The organism is Amycolatopsis sp. NPDC098790, assembly GCF_044759945.1.
GTDB lineage: Bacteria > Actinomycetota > Actinomycetes > Mycobacteriales > Pseudonocardiaceae > Amycolatopsis.
The window spans coordinates 1,368,787-1,384,083 of sequence record NZ_JBIWAI010000002.1; the positions used below are offsets into that span (position 1 = coordinate 1,368,787).

The following is a 15,297-nucleotide window of genomic DNA, read 5'->3' on the forward strand; positions in this document are numbered from 1 at the left end:
GGGCGTGTTCGCCCTCGAAAGGACCTTAGCGACCATGAACGACAAGCCGCGCCGCCTCCGCTGGCTGGTCCCCGCCCTCCTGGTGATCGCCTGGCTCGGGCTGGGCGGGTTCGGCGGCCCGTTCGCCGGGAAGCTCGGCGAGGTCGCGAAGAACGACAACGCCGCCTTCCTGCCGCGCTCGGCCGAGGCCACCGAGGTCTCCGACGAGCAGAAGGCCTTCACGCCGCGCCAGGTGCTGCCCGCGACCGTCGTCGCCGAGCGCACCACCGGCCTGACCGCCGACGACCGCCGGTTCCTCGACGCCAAGGCCGCGGAGCTGGGCACCGTGCCCGGCGTGGTCGGCCCGCTCGGGCAGCCCGAGAAGGCGCCGCGCGACGACCAGGCCGTGCAGCTGGCCGTCCCGATCCTCGCCGACGGCAACCCCGCCGACGTCGTCAAGGAAGTCCGCGCGAAGCTCACCGGCGCTCCCGACGGGCTCACCGTGCTGGTCACCGGACCCGCCGGGCAGATCGCCGACCTGGTGACGGCGTTCGGCGGCATCGACGGCATCCTGCTGCTCGTCGCCGGCGGCGTGGTCGCGCTGATCCTCATCGCCGTCTACCGCAGCCCGCTGCTGCCGTTCCTCGTCCTGCTGTCGGCGGTGTTCGCACTCGGGCTCGCCAGCCTCGTCGTCTACCTGCTGGCGAAGAACGACGTCCTCGCGCTCAACGGCCAGAGCCAGGGCATCCTCTCGATCCTCGTGTTCGGCGCGGCGACCGACTACGCGCTGCTGCTCGTCGCGCGGTTCCGGGAACAGCTGCGGGACACGCCGAGCCGCTTCGACGCGCTCAAGCTGGCCTGGCGCGCGACGCTCGAACCGATCGCCGCGTCGGCGGGCACCGTGATCCTCGGCGTGCTGTGCCTGCTGTTCAGCGACCTGAATTCGAACAAGGGCCTCGGCCCGGTCGCGGCCATCGGCATCGGCGCGGCGCTGCTGGCGTCGACGACGTTCCTGCCCGCCGTGCTGGCCCTGTGCGGCCGCGGCGCGTTCTGGCCGTTCAAGCCGGCGCTCGGCTCGCCGCACCCCGAAACGTCCGGGATCTGGGGCCGCGTGGCCCGGCTGGTCGGCCGGCGGCCGCGCGTGGTCTGGGTGGTGACGGCGCTCGTCCTCGGCGTCGGCGTCGCGTTCCTGCCGCAGCTCAAGGCGTCCGGCACCGCGCAGTCCGACGTCTTCCTCACGCAGGTCGAATCCGGGACCGGGCAGGACGTCCTGGGCAAGCACTTCCCGGGCGGCCTCGGCGCGCCCGCCATCACGATCGCCGACGCGGACGCCGTGCCCGCGGTGCTGGCCGCGTCCAAAATGGACGGAGTGGCACAGTCGGTGCCGCTGCCCAAGGAAGTGAACGGCCGCGTCCAGATCCTCTCTGTGCTGAACGACCCGGCCGACTCCGAAGCGGCGGTCGCGACGGTCGGCCGGCTGCGGGACGCCGTCCACGCAATCCCGGGCGCGAACGCGAAAGTCGGTGGCCCGACGGCGATCCAGCTCGACACGCAGAAGACGTCGGAGCACGACCGCGCGTTGATCATCCCGATCGTGCTGCTGGTGATCTTCCTGGTGCTGGCCCTGCTGCTGCGGTCGTTGCTCGCCCCGCTGCTGCTGATCGCAACGGTGGTGCTCTCGTTCGCCGCGACGATGGGCGTGTCCGCGGTGGTGTTCAACCACGTCCTGGACTTCCCGGGCGCGGACCCCGTGGTGCCGCTGTTCGGGTTCGTCTTCCTGGTGGCGCTGGGCATCGACTACAACATCTTCCTGATGACCCGGGTCCGCGAGGAGGCACTGACCCGCGGCACACGCGAAGGGACGCTGCGCGGACTGTCGTTGACGGGCGGGGTGATCACGTCGGCGGGCGTGGTGCTGGCGGCGACGTTCTCGGCGCTGGCGGTGATCCCGATCCTGTTCCTGGCCCAGATCGCGTTCATCGTGGCGTTCGGCGTCCTGCTGGACACGTTCCTGGTCCGGTCGCTGCTGGTACCGGCCCTGACGGTCGACGTCGGGCGGCGGATCTGGTGGCCGTCGAAGCTGGCGAAGGCTACGAAATCGCCCGCTTGAAGTCCGGGCATTCGACGAGCGGCACGTGGTCGCAGGTCGCCGCGTGGCGCAGGCTGTCGCGCATCCTGGTCAGGCGGTCGATCGTGTCTTCGAGCTCGGTTGCCTTGGCCGCCATGCGCTCGCGCAGCGCGTCGTCGGTCGGGGTGGCCACCAGGAACCGGGCGATCTCCGCGATCGTGAAGCCCGCCCCGCGGGCGCAGGCGACCAGGTCGAGGCGGCGCAGGACGTCCGGGTGGTACGTGCGGCGCAGGCCGTTGCGGCCGGCCGGTTCGACGAGCCCGCGCTTCTCGTAGAACCGCAGCGCCGACGGTGCCAGCCCGGACTTCTCGGCGACTTCGGCGATGTCGAGCAAGGTCATGAATGCCTCCTTGACTTGAAGCGTAGTTCAAGTCGGACGATCGTCGGCATGAAGATCCACCACCTCAACTGCGGGTCCGTGCGGCAGATCGAAGCCCCCGGCCTGGCGCCCGCGCCCGCGGTCAACCACTGCCTGCTCGCCGAAACCGACCACGATGGTCTCGTGCTCGTCGAAACCGGCCTGGGCCTCGACGACGTCCGCGACCCCGCCGCCACGCTGGGCGCCGACTGGGTCACCATGGCCCAGCCGCTGCTGTCCGAAGCCGAAACCGCCGTCCGCCAGGTCGTCCGGCTCGGCTTCGCCCCCGAAGACGTGCGGCACGTCGTCGTCACGCACCTCGACGTCGACCACTGCGGCGGCCTGCCCGACTTCCCGGACGCGCGGGTCCACGTCCTCGCCGCCGAACGGGACGCGGCGCTGGCCGAGGCGCCGAGCTTCCGCTACCGGCCCGCCCACTGGGCGCACGGGCCGAAGTGGGAGACCTACGAGCAGCCGTCGGGGGACGACTGGTTCGGCTTCGCGTCGATCCCGCTGCGGGGGATCGACGCCGACATCCGGCTGGTCCCGCTCGGCGGCCACACCGCGGGCCACGCCGGAGTCGCGGTCCACGACGGCGCCCGCTGGCTCCTGCACTGCGGCGACGCCTACTACTACCACCGGGAGCTCGACGCCGTGCCCGAGCCGCACCCGGTCCTCGACGTCGTCCAGACGCGCTCGGAGATCCACCACGACCTGCGCCTGGGCACGCAGGCCCGGCTGCGCGAACTCGTCCGGCGGCACGGCGGCGAGGTGACGGTGTTCAGCGCCCACGACCCGTGGGAGCTGGACCGCCTACGAGTCGCGGCGGGCGCGTGAGTCGGCGGCTTCGCCCGTGAGGTGGGCCGTCGTGCCCGTCAACGCCAGCAGCCGGTCGAGCGACGGCGGGCGGTTGTCCAGGTGCAGCCGGGCACCCGCGCCCGTGACCGCGCGGTGCACCAGCAGCAGGGTGGACAACCCGGAGGAGTCGCAGAAGGCGACCTCGGCGCAGTCGAGCCGCACGTCCCGGACGCCCGCGTGGCCGGCCAGCCGGTCGGTGACCAGCTGCAGCAGCGCGCCCGCCGTGCCGAACTCCAGCTCGCCGGTGATCGCGACGCGGGCCGTTTCGCCGTCCGGCGCGGTCCACGTGCAGGTCAACGTCATGCCGAGAGCCCCGATCCGGCGGCCGGGCCCGCCACGTGCGTGCGTGCCGCGCGGAGCAGGCCGGCGGCCCGCGGGAAGTCGCGCAGCTCCGCCTCGAGCAGGTCGAGGGCGGGAACCAGCGAGGCGGCCGGGACGCCGCGCGCGGTGAGGATGCCGGCGGTCCAGCTCAAGAAGCCGGTGAACAGCTCCTCGTCGCCGACGTAGAGAGCGGTCGCCAGGAACTCGACGATGTGCGCGATGTCCTCGGCGGTGTGCTGGCGCTGCAGGTCGGTGTAGGTCCGCATCGCCGGGATGCGCTCTTCCAGGCCGGCCAGCACCGCCTTGACGAGCCGGCCGGCGCTGCGCGTGACCAGCGTGTACTCCTGGTCGGCCAGGTGCGGCAGGTCGTCGAGGGGCTGGTGCCCGGCGTGCGGGCGGGGGAGCGGTTCGGCCAGCCGGTCGGCCGCCGAACGCGCGTCCGGTGCCCACGCCTCGGCGCCGAGCAGCCGGGCGTACCGGCCGTCGGGGCCGAACGCGGCGCCGCCGGCGATGACCGGGGTCGCGGCCGCCTGGCACGCGGTGATCGTGGCGTGCGCGGTCGGCAGCCGGGTCGCGATCGACCCGGACAACGCGACCGCGTCCGGCCCGGTGCGGTGCAGGTGGGCGACCAGGTGCGGGGCGGGCACCTGCGCGCCGAGGTAGTCGACGCGGAAGCCGCGCAGGCGCAGGACCTCGGCGAGCAGCCGGGCGGGCATCGCGTGCCACTCGCCGTCCACGCAGGCGACGGTCACCCGGCCGAGGTGCGGGTCCGGCCGCTTGAGCACGTACCCGAAGGTCGCGATGACGCGGTCGTTGATCGCGGTCGCGGCGTGCTCCTGCGCCACGGTGAGGCGGTTGGCCGCCCACTCCTGGCCGACCTTGCGCTGCACCGCGCCGATCACGTCGAGCAGCAGGCTCTCCGGGTCGGCGCCGTCGCCGAGCGCCTGGACCACGATGTCACCGGCCGCGTACTCGTCGCCCGTCGTGACGGCGTCCCAGAGCCGTTCGGCGTGCTCGGCCACCCCGGGCGTGCGGGTGGGGGTGCTCATGCCGTGTACCTCCCGCGACCGTGGCCGCCGACCGCGGCCAGGTGCTGGCCGCGCGGCGCGGTGATCGCCAGGACGGCCATGTCGTCGTGGGCGCCGCGGCCGATCCACTGCGACGCGAGCATCTGGATCCGCTCGACGACGGCGTCGGCGGGCATGTTCGCGCACTCGGTGAGCGACTGCCGGAGCCGGTCCTCGCCGAACATCGCGTCCCCGAGCGGGCCGCCGCGCGCCTCGACGATCCCGTCGGTGTAGAGCAGGCACGTCTCGCCGGGGTCGAGCGTGATGTCCGTGCCGGACGACTCGATCTCGGGCAGCACGCCGATCAGGCTCCCGTGGGTGTCGGCCTCCTCGACCCGGCCGTCGGCCCGGACGATCAGGGGCGGCGGGTGACCGGCGCAGGTGACCCGCAGCCGGACGGTGGCGCCTTCGCGACGCGCGGAGGCGAGCACGAGCGTGACGAACCGGGCGTTCCGGCCGTCGGCGAGCGTGCGGTTCAGCAGGTTCAGGAGCCGCTCGTGGTCGTCGGCCATGTGCAGCAGCGCGCGCAGCGTGGTGCGGATCTTGCCGGTCAGCACGGCCGCGTCGAGGCCCTTGCCGCAGACGTCGCCGAGCACGGCCAGCGACTCGTCGCCCTCGGCGGTGATGGCCGAGTGCACGTCGTAGAAGTCGCCGCCGATCCGCTCGCCGTCGCGGGCCGGGCGGTAGCGGCCGGCGAACTCGACGCCGCCGAGCTGCTCGAGCGTCGGCGGGAGCAGTTCGCGCATCAGCGTGTCGGTGATCGACGCCTGCAGCGCGAACACGCGCGCCGCCGACATGGCCGCACCGGCCCGCGCCGCGAACAGCCGGGCGAAGAGCTCTTCCTGGTCGGTGAACGACGCGCGGTCGCCGCGGCGCAGCAGCACCAGCGCGCCGGCGGGAACGCCGTGGCCGGGCAGCGGCGTGACGACGATGGAGCCGACCGGGCCGAAGCCCGCCGGGAGCACCCAGCCGGGTGCCGCGTCCGGGTCGAGCCAGCGCGAGGGCACCGGAGGGAAGCCCTGCAGCGCTTCGCCGAGGCCGGGCAGCTCGTCGGGGTCGATCTCCAGCCCCGACCGCGTCGGCTCCCCGCCGCGCACGCAGGTGACGCCGGGGTAGGTCCCGCCGGTCGCGGGCGCCAGCACCAGGGCGGCGTCGGCGAGGTGCTGCGCGGCGAGCCGGGCGGCGACCTCCATGCAGCGCTCCAGGTTGAGCGAGCCGAGCAGCGCGGCGGAGGCGTCGCTGAGGAACGCGGTGCGCTCCTGCTCGCGGACCAGGGCGTCCTGGGCCAGGCGGGTGTCGGTTTCGTCGACCAGCCACCACGTGACGGCCTCGCCGTGCGGGATCGGGTGGGCCGCGAAGGACTGCTCGCCGAGCGCGCCGCGGACGACCTCGTCGCCACGGCGGTCGTGCGCGGCCACCAGCCAGTCCATCCCGGTCTCGGAGAGCCGCTCGATCCCCGGGAAGAGCGTGCGGGCGGCCTCGTTGAGCGCGAGGACGGTCCCGGCGGTGTCGGCGCAGACCGCGGCCACGGGCGCGGCCGCCCAGCCGCGGTCGCCGGTGTCCGGGACGACCGGCGCGGTGCGCGCCGGGTCAGCCACGCGCACCCGCAGGGTCGTCGGTGGTCAGCTCGGCCCACAGGGTCTTGCCGCTGGGCCGGCGCAGCTGGCCCCAGGCCGCCGCGCAGCGCTCCACCAGCAGCAGCCCGCGGCCGCCCTGGTCGGACGGCGCCCGCCGGCGCGCGGGCTCGCCCCCGCCGTCGTCGACCTCGATCCGCAGCTTCGCGGCACCGGGCAGCAGGCGCACGTGGTAGGGCGCGCGGCCGTGGCGCAGCGCGTTCGAAGTCAGCTCGTCGACCACCATGACGGCGGTGCTGACGACGTTCGCCGGGAACTCCCGCAGGACGGTGCGGACCCAGTGCCGGACCTTCGCCAGCTCGGTGAGCTCGGCGGTGATGCCGAGCTCGTGCCGGATCGCTCTCAGGTTCACGTCCGCCTCCCTGTCCGTGCCGGGCTCCGGGGAGAAGCCCTCCCCTTCTTCATGCCCGGATCCGGGCCCGCCGACACGGGTATCGGAGGAGGTCATGCTTCTTCGCCCCACGAAGCGCGGACCGCGGCGACGCTCGGGTGCACCGGCATGACGTCGCCGAGGCGGAGCAGCTCGATCGGCCGGAGCACGGCCGGAACGGTCGTCACGACGGCCAGCCGGCCGCCCGCCTCGCGCAACCTGCTGCCCAGCCGCAGCAGGACCTGCAGGCAGCTGGAGTCGCAGTACTCGACTTCGGCCATGTCCAGCACGACGCGGTCGGCACCCGGTTCGTCCGGGAACGCTTCGGCCAGCTTGGCCGAAACCGCGAAGTCGAACTCGCCACGGAGGGTGAAGATCCGCAGGTCCCCGCCTTCGCCGACGTCGAGCGACCAGCCGTCACCGGAACACCGCTGCCGGGGCCGCGTTGCGTCGGTCGTCATACGGGCTCCAGGATGGGGAATGGGGAACGCGGGCTGGCGGCTCAACCTGCTCCCGACGCAATCTACCAAAGCCGCCGATCCCGGGCAGCCCGGCGTCCCCGTCACCGTCCTTTAAGGACTTCCTCCCGTTGGGCCTGCTCGGGGGCCGTTGCCGGCTCCGGGACGTCCGGCACGATGGCCGTGTTCACCGTGCGGGTGAGCCGTTCGTAGGGCGCCCGGTGCTCGCTGTCGAGCAGCACGGCCAGCGGCGTCCAGACGCCCACGACGAACACCGACGCGGCGAGCGCGACCGGCAGGAGCAGCCGCTCGGGGTGGTTGCCGAGGTCCCAGTGGTCCAGGTCCAGCACCAGCCAGCCGAGCCACAGGGGCGAGAGCAGGACACCGTTGCGGACGAGCAGCGCGATCGGCCCGGCCCGGCGCCGTCCCCGGCGCACCACGCGCAGCAGCATCGCCCGCTTCCCGGGCGTCGAGCCGGTCACGGCGGGCAGCACCACGAACCAGACGAGAGCGAGGATGACGACCGGCGTGTCGCGGTGGGTCAGGTCCTCGCCGAACAGCGTGAGCAGGCCGAACAGGAACCCGAGCAGCGCGGCGAACCCGAGCAGGTCGGTGGCCAGCGCGAAGAGCCGCCGGGTGAAGGTGACCTTCGCGGCGTAGCGGCGCCGGTCGTGCTCCGGCGTCGGCGAGGGCAGCAGCCGGCCGAGCGGACCGGCGATCAGCCAGCCCACGACGACGCCGGCGGTGTTGAGGATCAGGTCGTCGACGCTGAAGAGCCGGTACGGGCAGGGGTAGACGAACCACAGGCCGGTCAGCTGCGTCAGCTCGAAGAAGAGCGAGACGCCGAAGCCGATCAGCGCCGCGGGCACGAGCCGCATCCGCTGCGCGTAGCGGACGTAGAACCCCAGCGGCGCGAGCATCACGACGTTCAGCGCGGTGGTCCAGACCGCCGGGTTGTGCAGCAGCGCGCCGGGGCTCCAGTGCCCGCGAGCGCGTTGGGAGACGACTTCGACGAAGTAGAAAGGCCGCAACTGCGGAGAACTGGCGTAGGTGTGCCCGGCGCAGTAGGCGGGGTCGGCGGGCAGCGGCAGCACGGTCTGCGTCGCGATCGCCAGGAGGTAGAAGAGGAAGGCGTAGAAGACGAAGGTCGGCCACCCGCCGGCGCGCCCGCGCCGCCGGTAGCTGACGAACGCGGCGGGCAGCATGACGGCCAGCACGAGGAACGGGAAGAGGATGAGGGCCGTCCGGACGGGGACGAGGTAGGTGGCGACCACGGAGCCGGTGGTACCCAGCCGGGCGGGGAGCGAAGCGTCTTTCCCCCGGAAGGCTGGGCAGGCTCACCGGACCCCGGCTCCGGCCGGCCCGCCGCCGCGCCGGGAGCGGCACGGCGGCGACGGCCGGCGGGGCTCACTGCGGGGGCGCGTCCTGCTGTCCGCCGCCCTGGTTGTGCAGGTAGTCCTTCACCTTCTCCGTGCCCTGGTCGATCTTGTCGGAGTGCTCGCCGAACCGCTGCTTGGCGGCGTCGGCGGCCTTGTCCACACCCTGGTCGGCCTGGTCCGGGTGCTTGCCGAGCGCTTCCTTGGCCTTGTCGAACAGGTTCATCGGTGCCTCCGTTCGGAATCCGATCTTCGGACACCCCGAGGAGAACACCGGCCCGGCCGGCCCGCAACCGAATGGCCGTGCGCACTCACCTGTCGGGGGTATTACCGCCCCTTTCCCGGGTGAAAGCCCGTCGTCGGAGTTTGGCGACGGCGACTTCGGGTAGCGGCCGATTCCTTTCCCGCACCGCCCGGGTCGGTACGGGCATGAGCACTTCCTCGAGCAAACGCGTGGTCGCCGTCGTCGGCGCCACCGGGCGGCAGGGCGGCGGCGTGGTCCGCTCGATCGCCGCAGAACGTGACTTCACCGTCCGGGCCATCACGCGCGACGCGGGTTCGCCGCGCGCGAAGGAACTGGCCGGCCCGGGCGTCGAAGTCGTGACCGCCGACCTCGACGACCCCACGTCCGTCGAGGCGGCTTTCACCGGCGCGTACGGCGCCTTCTGTGTCACTGCCGCCCAGGAACACCCGCCGGAGCGGGAAACCGCCCACGCCGCCACGATGGCCGCGGCGGCGCGCCGGGCCGGGGTCGCGCACGTCGTGTGGTCGACGTTCGAAGACACCCGGACGTTCGTCCGGCCCGGCGACGACCGGATGCCGCCGCTGCCCGGGGGTTACGTCGTCCCGCACTACGACGCCAAGGGCGCCGCCGACGCGGAGTTCGACCCCGCGCGGACCACGTTCCTGCGCACAGCGTTCTACTGGGAGAACCTCCTCGACGAGAACGGCGACGGTCCGGCCCGCGGCGACGACGGCGTCCGCACGCTGGCGCTGCCGCTGGGGTCCGCCCGGCTGCCCGGTATCGCGGTGGCGGACATCGGCCGCTGCGCCCACGCGATCCTGCGGCACCTGGAACTGGCGGGGAAAACGGTGAGCGTCACCGGCGAAAACCTCACCGGCGCGGAACTCGCGGCCGCGTTCGCCGAATTCCTCGGCGAACCGGTGCGGTTCCAGGACGTTCCCACGACGGCGTTCCCCACCGAATTAGGCAACATGTTCCGCTTCACCCAGGACTTCGAAACCGCATACGCGGGAGCGCGCGATCCCGCCGCCGTCCGCGAGCTCCACCCCGGCCTGCTGACCTTCCGGCAGTGGCTGTCCGAAACCGCCGGAAGGACGTCCCGATGACCGTGCCCCTGACCGAAGCCGCCCGCGAAGTGCTCGACGGCCCGCACACGGCGGTGCTCGCCACCCCGAACGCCGACGGGCGGCCGCAGTCGTCGGTGATCTTCGTAAAGCGCGACGGCGACACCGTCGTCTTCAGCACCATCAGGGGGCGGCTGAAGACCCGCAACATGGAACGCGACCCGCGGGTCAGCCTGCTGGTGTCGAGCAACCCCGGCCGGTGGGCCGAGATCCGGGGCACCGTCGAGATCACCGACGACCCGGAAAAGGTGCTGCTGCACGAAATGTACGACCGGTACATGGGCGGGCAGACGCCGCCGCCGGAACCGGACGCGCAGCGGCTGATCGTCCGGATCGTCCCGGAAAAGCTGTACGACTGGCCGCCGGTGGATGCCGCTTGAACCGCACGGGGCCCGAACCCGTATACCGGGTGAGGATCGCCGGTCCCGCCGCACGGGCCGGGCGGTCACCGCCGCGATCGACGTGAGGCCCGCATGCTCGGAAAGCCCGTTCAAGCCGCACCGCTGCCCGACTTCGGGTTGCCCCGGACCGGGCGGCGGCACGCCGTCGCCGGGCTGGTCGTGACCGCTCTAGCCGCGCTGCTCGTGCTGTTCGCGCTGCTCTCCCCGGACGACCTGACGTCGTTCTCCGCCGAAGCGCTGGTGCGGGTGCCGGTCGAGGGAATCGTCCTCGCGGCGTTCCTGCTGGTCCTGCCGCCGCGGCCACGGCGGGTCGGCGCGGTGCTCGCCGGGCTGGCGCTCGGCCTGCTGGTCGTGCTGAAGGCGCTGGACACGGGCTTCTACGCGACGCTGGAGAAGCCGTTCGACCCGGTTTACGACTGGAGCTTCTTCAGTGCCGGGGTCGAGTTCCTCGCCGGGCAGATCGGCGAAGCCGGTGCGATGGCCGCGCTCGTCGGCGCCGGGGTGCTCGCGGTCGCCGTCGTGGTGCTCATGGTGCTGGCGATGCTGCGGCTGAGCCGGATCGCGGCGGGGCGCCGGACCGGCGCGACGCGCGTGGTGGCCGTGCTCGGCGTGATCTGGATCGTCTGCTCGCTGTTCGACGTCGAGATCGCGCCGGGCCAGCCGGTCGCCTCGCAGAGCGCCGCCGCGCTGGCCTACGGCGACCTGCGCCAGGTGAGCACGGACCTTCGGGAACAGCGGCCGTTCGGCGAGCTGGCCGCCGAGGACGCGTTCCGCAACACCCCCGGCGGCCAGCTGCTGAACGGGCTGCGCGGCAAGAACGTGATCTTGACGTTCGTCGAGAGCTACGGCCGGATCGCGCTCGACGACCCGGGGTTCGCGCCGAAGATCGGCGCGACCCTCGACACGGGCACCGCCGAGCTGAAGGCCGCGGGGATCGGTGCCAAGAGCGCGTTCCTGTCCTCCTCGACGTTCGGCGGCGGCAGCTGGCTCGCCCACTCCACCGTCGAGTCCGGCATGTGGATCGACAACCAGCAGCGGTACAACAACCTCCTCGACAGCGACCGGCTGACCCTCGGCGGCGCGTTCCAGAAGGCGGGTTGGAAGACGGTCTGGGACGTCCCCGCGCACACGAAGGACTGGCCGGAGGGACAGCGGTTCTACCACCCGGACGCCTACTACGACTTCCGGAACATCGGGTACCGGGGGCCCGGGTACGCCTACGCCACCATGCCCGACCAGTACACGCTTTCGATGCTGCAGCGCAACGAGCTCGCGAAGAGCGCGGACAAGCCGGTGATGGCCGAGGTCGACCTCGTCTCCAGCCACGCGCCGTGGTCGCCGCGGCCCTGGCTGGTGGACTGGAACCAGGTCGGCGACGGCTCGGTCTTCGCGCCGCAGCCGGGCGCGGGCGAGGCACCGGAGTCGGTCTGGAAGGACCCGGCGAAGATCCGCGACGCCTACCGCGACGCCACCGACTACTCGCTCAAGACCCTGATCTCGTTCATGCAGCACTACGGCGACGAGAACACGGTCCTGGTGTTCCTCGGCGACCACCAGCCGCCGGTAGTCACCCCGCAGGGCGCGGTGCACGACGTGCCGATCACGATCGTGGCCAAGGACCCGAAGGTGCTGGACCGGATCTCCGGCTGGGGCTGGACGGACGGCCTGCACCCCGCCGCGCAGGCGCCGGTCTGGAAGATGGACTCCTTCCGCGACCGCTTCCTGACCGCGTTCGCCCGCTGACCGTCCACTGAGGACACTCCCTCCGGTGGCTTCCGGGGACGCGCCCGGTGCGCCTATCCTGGGACCGCCGGGCGGGGGAGCCCGGCCGATCCACGGACACGGGAGGGTAAGTGGATCAGCAAGGGGAGAGTCGTTTCGCGTACCGGGGCGTGCCGCCCGGAGTCGTGCCGTACTACGTCGCGGTCGAGGTCGGTGCCGTCGCGCTGCTGGTCCTGGCCGTGCCCGCGACGAAGCCGGCGCCACGGGAGTGGCTGTTCTTCGCTGTCCTGCTCGCCTCGGCGGTCGTGCAGACCGAGCTGTCGGCGAAGGCCGAGCGGATGCGCCGGTTCCTGTCCCGGAACCCGCACGTCAGCGTGGCGTCGGTGTGGTACTTCGCCGGGGCGCTCGTGATGCCACCGGTCTTGGCCGCCGTCCTTGCGGTGCTCGTCTACGGGCACCTCTGGCTGCGCACGGCGGGCGGGGTGCCGGGCACCCGGCTGTACCGGGCGACGTGCTCGGCCGCGACGCTCGTGGTCACCGTCTTCGCCGCGGGAGCCGTCGCCGACGTCGCCGGGCCGATCGCGTCCGGGTTGACGTTGTCGCTGGTCAACACGCTGCTGGTGATGGTCGGGTTCAAGCTCCACGAGCCGGGCCGCCCGTTCTTCTCGTTCGCGGGGTCGGTGTCGGAGAACCTGCTCGACGCGGCGACGCTGTGCCTCGGCGTGGTGGCGGCCGCGCTGCTGCCGTCGACGCCGTGGCTGGTCCCGCTGCTGGTGCTGCCGGTGGTGCTGCTGCACCGCGGCGAGCTCGGGCGGCGGCTGGAGCTGCAGGCACGCGACCCCAAGACCGGGCTGCTGACCAGCGCCGAGTGGCGGGCGCGGGCCGAGGCCGAGCTGAGCCGGGCGGCGCGCGCTGGGGCTGACTGCGGGATCCTGATGCTCGACCTCGACCACTTCAAGCGGGTCAACGACACGTACGGGCACCTGGCGGGCGACGACGTCCTGCGTGCGGTCGCCGGTGCCGTCCGGGCCGAGGTGCGGGTCTACGACTCGGTCGGCCGGTTCGGCGGGGAGGAGTTCGTCGTGCTGCTGCCCGGCATCGGGCGCGTCCACTCGGTCGCGGTCGCCGAGCGGATCCGCGACGCGGTGGCGGCGCTGACCGTCGTGGCCGCGGACGGGACGCGGATCGCCGGGCTCTCGGTGTCGATCGGGGTGGCGGTGCACCCGGCCGCGGGCCGCGCGGTGGACGAGGTGCTCGGCGCCGCGGACAAGGCCGTTTACGCGGCGAAGAACGCCGGCCGCGACCGCGTCTGCGTCAGCCGTTGAGGAATCGCGTGCCCCTCCGCCATCCGTCCCGGGTCGCGGGCTAGCCCGGATGGAGCAGCGCGGTGACGTTCCGCTGCACCCGTATTCACTGGCCCGATGAATTGCCGGTAATTCTTCCGCGCTCCTACGCTTCACAACGTCGGGTCTCTCCGCGCTGAGGAGTTTTCATGCGAAGGAAATGGGCGGTTCTCGGAGTCGCTGTGTTTTCGCTTTTCGGGTTGTCGGTCGTGCCCGCGGCCGCCGCCGGTGGCGAATTCGCGCCACCCGGCTGTTTCGGCGAGCGCTACGGAACCCTCTTCGGCCAGGGCGTTGCGGTCAGCTGCTTCCCCGGCGAGGGGTACGGGTACCGCGTGATCGCGCACTGCGCCAACGGTGGCGCGTTCTGGTTCGCGGCCGGTGATTTCGTGCCGTACGGTTTCGGGCCGGCGGTTGCGGAATGCTCGGGTGCGCTGCTGGTCCCGGCGCGGGTGGTGACCTACCAGGTCGACGAAATCTGATTTCCGCAGAACCGTCCGGCCACCCGTTCCGGGGTGGCCGGGCGGTGTCGTGTCCGCGTTTCACGACGTGCGGCGGTCGTCCATCGCGTCGCGGTCCCAGTCGATTCCGAGCCCGGGTGTTCCCGGGGGCACCGCGTGCCCGTTTTCGACGGTCAGTTCGGTCCGCGTGATGGCGCGCAGCTGCGGGATGTGCTCGACGTACCGGCCGTTCGGCACGGCCGCCGCCAGGCTCACGTGCAGTTCCATCAGGAAGTGCGGGCAGACGTCGACGTTGAACGCTTCGGCCAGGTGCGCGACCTTGAGCCACGGGGTGATGCCGCCGACCCGGGCGACGTCGGGCTGCACGATCGCCGCGGCGCCGCGGTGGAGGTAGTCGCGGAACTGCGCGACCGAGTACAGCGACTCGCCGACGGCGACCGGGATCGCGGTCGCGGCGGCGAGCCGGGCGTGCCCGCTCACGTCGTCGGCCGGCAGCGGTTCCTCGAGCCAGCACAGGTCGAGCGGGGCGAAGGCGGCCGCCCGCCGGACGGCCTCGGCGGCCGTCATCGACTGGTTCGCGTCCACCATCACGTCGAACCGCGGGCCGACGGCCGCGCGGACCGCGGTGAGCCGCTCGAGGTCGTCGGGCTTGCCGATCTTCACCTTGGCCCCGCCCCAGCCGGCGGCCGCCGCGGCTTTCGCGCCGGCGACGAGCTCTTCGGTGCTCAGGTGCAGCCAGCCGCCTTCGGTGTCGTAGAGGGGAACGCGCGGCCGGAACCCGCCGGCGACGCGCCACAGGGGTTCCCCGGCCCGCCGGCACTTGAGGTCCCACAACGCGGTGTCGACGGCGGCGAGGGCGAGTGAGGTGATGGCGCCGACGGTCGTCGCGCGCGTGCTCGCGAAGAGGTCCCGCCAAAGCCCTTCGACCAGCCGCGAATCCCGGCCGGCGAGCCGGGGGAGCAGGTGGTCGCGCAGCAGGGCGACGACGGAGCTGCCGCCGGTGCCGATCGTGTAGGAGTAGCCGAGCCCGGTGTTCCCGTCGGCGGTGGTCAGCTCGACGAAGACGGTCTCTTGCGAAGTGAACGCCTGCACGGCGTCGGTCCGGGTTCGCTCGACCTCGACGTCGACGAGAAAGGCTTCGGCGTGCGTTACGACGGTCAACGGTCCCCCTGCCGGTGAATCCTATAGGAAATACGATCGTGCCCGCGTGGGTGTGGACTGTCAACGGTCCAGTGGTCCGGGGACGGTCATGCAAGCCTGCTGCCCCGCAGACTCTTGTTCCCGCCACCGCCCGCACCCGCGTGCTGTACTTGGTCCAGACCTTCGTCGGTGCGGACGGGTGACACCGGATCGCGCTTCTTTCGCGCGCCGAAAACTACTTCACTGCAACGTGTTCAGGCTAAGTGTCTGCATTGGACAGTCGTTCGCCTCCGCGAATTGCGGACAGAAGACCGGA

At 72.6% G+C, this 15,297-nt stretch carries 16 protein-coding genes; 7 read left to right on the plus strand and 9 right to left on the minus strand.

All coding sequences use genetic code 11. The features are described 5' to 3' along the window. The first annotated feature begins 34 nt into the window (after nucleotides 1–34). Nucleotides 35–2,089, plus strand: coding sequence for an MMPL family transporter (locus tag ACIQWX_RS20085; RefSeq protein ID WP_400872834.1), 2,055 nt, complete (start codon nucleotides 35–37; stop codon nucleotides 2,087–2,089). On the opposite strand, the gene ACIQWX_RS20090 is transcribed toward ACIQWX_RS20085, so the two are convergent. Continuing rightward, nucleotides 2,070–2,447: a MerR family transcriptional regulator gene (locus ACIQWX_RS20090; protein ID WP_400872836.1), complete on the minus strand. Its 378-nt coding sequence runs from the start codon at nucleotides 2,445–2,447 to the stop codon at nucleotides 2,070–2,072. The two genes, ACIQWX_RS20085 and ACIQWX_RS20090, sit on opposite strands and share 20 nt — an antisense overlap. 48 nt (nucleotides 2,448–2,495) lie before the next feature. Here ACIQWX_RS20090 and ACIQWX_RS20095 point away from each other — a divergent pair, with 48 nt between their 5' ends. Continuing rightward, nucleotides 2,496–3,302 (plus strand): MBL fold metallo-hydrolase, encoded by an 807-nt coding sequence (locus tag ACIQWX_RS20095; RefSeq protein WP_400872839.1) that lies wholly within the window; start codon nucleotides 2,496–2,498, stop codon nucleotides 3,300–3,302. On the opposite strand, the gene ACIQWX_RS20100 is transcribed toward ACIQWX_RS20095, so the two are convergent. The 7 genes from ACIQWX_RS20100 to ACIQWX_RS20130 form a co-directional block, all read right to left on the minus strand. Continuing rightward, complete coding sequence (locus tag ACIQWX_RS20100; protein ID WP_400872842.1) at nucleotides 3,279–3,626, minus strand: STAS domain-containing protein; 348 nt, start codon at nucleotides 3,624–3,626, stop codon at nucleotides 3,279–3,281. The two genes, ACIQWX_RS20095 and ACIQWX_RS20100, sit on opposite strands and share 24 nt — an antisense overlap. Next, complete coding sequence (locus tag ACIQWX_RS20105) at nucleotides 3,623–4,693, minus strand: B12-binding domain-containing protein (protein WP_400872845.1); 1,071 nt, start codon at nucleotides 4,691–4,693, stop codon at nucleotides 3,623–3,625. Before ACIQWX_RS20105 ends, ACIQWX_RS20100 begins: the two co-directional genes overlap by 4 nt. Next, nucleotides 4,690–6,309: a PP2C family protein-serine/threonine phosphatase gene (locus tag ACIQWX_RS20110; RefSeq protein WP_400872848.1), complete on the minus strand. Its 1,620-nt coding sequence runs from the start codon at nucleotides 6,307–6,309 to the stop codon at nucleotides 4,690–4,692. The genes ACIQWX_RS20105 and ACIQWX_RS20110 overlap by 4 nt, the downstream gene beginning before the upstream one ends. After that, complete coding sequence (locus ACIQWX_RS20115; RefSeq protein WP_400872851.1) at nucleotides 6,302–6,697, minus strand: ATP-binding protein; 396 nt, start codon at nucleotides 6,695–6,697, stop codon at nucleotides 6,302–6,304. Before ACIQWX_RS20115 ends, ACIQWX_RS20110 begins: the two co-directional genes overlap by 8 nt. Nucleotides 6,698–6,789: 92 nt before the next feature. After that, nucleotides 6,790–7,176: an STAS domain-containing protein gene (locus tag ACIQWX_RS20120; RefSeq protein ID WP_400872853.1), complete on the minus strand. Its 387-nt coding sequence runs from the start codon at nucleotides 7,174–7,176 to the stop codon at nucleotides 6,790–6,792. A 101-nt stretch (nucleotides 7,177–7,277) separates the two neighbouring features. After that, complete coding sequence (locus ACIQWX_RS20125) at nucleotides 7,278–8,447, minus strand: VanZ family protein (RefSeq protein ID WP_400872856.1); 1,170 nt, start codon at nucleotides 8,445–8,447, stop codon at nucleotides 7,278–7,280. Between the two features lie 133 nt (nucleotides 8,448–8,580). After that, nucleotides 8,581–8,775, minus strand: coding sequence for an antitoxin (locus ACIQWX_RS20130; RefSeq protein ID WP_086679365.1), 195 nt, complete (start codon nucleotides 8,773–8,775; stop codon nucleotides 8,581–8,583). Between the two features lie 203 nt (nucleotides 8,776–8,978). Between ACIQWX_RS20130 and ACIQWX_RS20135 the strand changes: the two genes are divergently transcribed. The 5 genes from ACIQWX_RS20135 to ACIQWX_RS20155 all read left to right on the plus strand — a co-directional run bounded on the left by ACIQWX_RS20135 (nucleotide 8,979) and on the right by ACIQWX_RS20155 (nucleotide 13,862). Further along, the gene (locus ACIQWX_RS20135) at nucleotides 8,979–9,899 is read left to right on the plus strand and encodes an NmrA family NAD(P)-binding protein (protein ID WP_400872859.1); all 921 of its coding nucleotides are present in this window, start codon (nucleotides 8,979–8,981) and stop codon (nucleotides 9,897–9,899) included. Continuing rightward, nucleotides 9,896–10,297: a PPOX class F420-dependent oxidoreductase gene (locus tag ACIQWX_RS20140; RefSeq protein ID WP_400872862.1), complete on the plus strand. Its 402-nt coding sequence runs from the start codon at nucleotides 9,896–9,898 to the stop codon at nucleotides 10,295–10,297. Before ACIQWX_RS20135 ends, ACIQWX_RS20140 begins: the two co-directional genes overlap by 4 nt. A gap of 93 nt (nucleotides 10,298–10,390) precedes the next feature. Next, complete coding sequence (locus ACIQWX_RS20145; protein WP_400872865.1) at nucleotides 10,391–12,061, plus strand: sulfatase-like hydrolase/transferase; 1,671 nt, start codon at nucleotides 10,391–10,393, stop codon at nucleotides 12,059–12,061. Between the two features lie 110 nt (nucleotides 12,062–12,171). Then, the gene (locus ACIQWX_RS20150; RefSeq protein ID WP_400872868.1) at nucleotides 12,172–13,365 is read left to right on the plus strand and encodes a GGDEF domain-containing protein; all 1,194 of its coding nucleotides are present in this window, start codon (nucleotides 12,172–12,174) and stop codon (nucleotides 13,363–13,365) included. Nucleotides 13,366–13,565: 200 nt separating this feature from the next. Next, nucleotides 13,566–13,862 (plus strand): hypothetical protein, encoded by a 297-nt coding sequence (locus ACIQWX_RS20155; RefSeq protein WP_400872871.1) that lies wholly within the window; start codon nucleotides 13,566–13,568, stop codon nucleotides 13,860–13,862. Between the two features lie 60 nt (nucleotides 13,863–13,922). Here ACIQWX_RS20155 and ACIQWX_RS20160 read toward each other — a convergent pair whose 3' ends face one another. Further along, on the minus strand, nucleotides 13,923–15,002 hold the full coding sequence (locus tag ACIQWX_RS20160) for a mandelate racemase/muconate lactonizing enzyme family protein (protein ID WP_400872874.1): 1,080 nt from the start codon (nucleotides 15,000–15,002) through the stop codon (nucleotides 13,923–13,925). Nucleotides 15,003–15,297 lie beyond the last annotated feature (295 nt).

What these genes read in the sequence shown, in the direction of transcription:
- ACIQWX_RS20085 (WP_400872834.1), top strand. Translation starts at nt 35, where the DNA reads ATGAACGACAAGCCGCGCCGCCTCCGCTGGCTGGTCCCCGCCCTCCTG.
- ACIQWX_RS20090 (WP_400872836.1), bottom strand. Translation starts at nt 2,447, where the DNA reads ATGACCTTGCTCGACATCGCCGAAGTCGCCGAGAAGTCCGGGCTGGCA.
- ACIQWX_RS20095 (WP_400872839.1), top strand. Translation starts at nt 2,496, where the DNA reads ATGAAGATCCACCACCTCAACTGCGGGTCCGTGCGGCAGATCGAAGCC.
- ACIQWX_RS20100 (WP_400872842.1), bottom strand. Translation starts at nt 3,626, where the DNA reads ATGACGTTGACCTGCACGTGGACCGCGCCGGACGGCGAAACGGCCCGC.
- ACIQWX_RS20105 (WP_400872845.1), bottom strand. Translation starts at nt 4,693, where the DNA reads ATGAGCACCCCCACCCGCACGCCCGGGGTGGCCGAGCACGCCGAACGG.
- ACIQWX_RS20120 (WP_400872853.1), bottom strand. Translation starts at nt 7,176, where the DNA reads ATGACGACCGACGCAACGCGGCCCCGGCAGCGGTGTTCCGGTGACGGC.
- ACIQWX_RS20130 (WP_086679365.1), bottom strand. Translation starts at nt 8,775, where the DNA reads ATGAACCTGTTCGACAAGGCCAAGGAAGCGCTCGGCAAGCACCCGGAC.
- ACIQWX_RS20135 (WP_400872859.1), top strand. Translation starts at nt 8,979, where the DNA reads ATGAGCACTTCCTCGAGCAAACGCGTGGTCGCCGTCGTCGGCGCCACC.
- ACIQWX_RS20140 (WP_400872862.1), top strand. Translation starts at nt 9,896, where the DNA reads ATGACCGTGCCCCTGACCGAAGCCGCCCGCGAAGTGCTCGACGGCCCG.
- ACIQWX_RS20145 (WP_400872865.1), top strand. Translation starts at nt 10,391, where the DNA reads ATGCTCGGAAAGCCCGTTCAAGCCGCACCGCTGCCCGACTTCGGGTTG.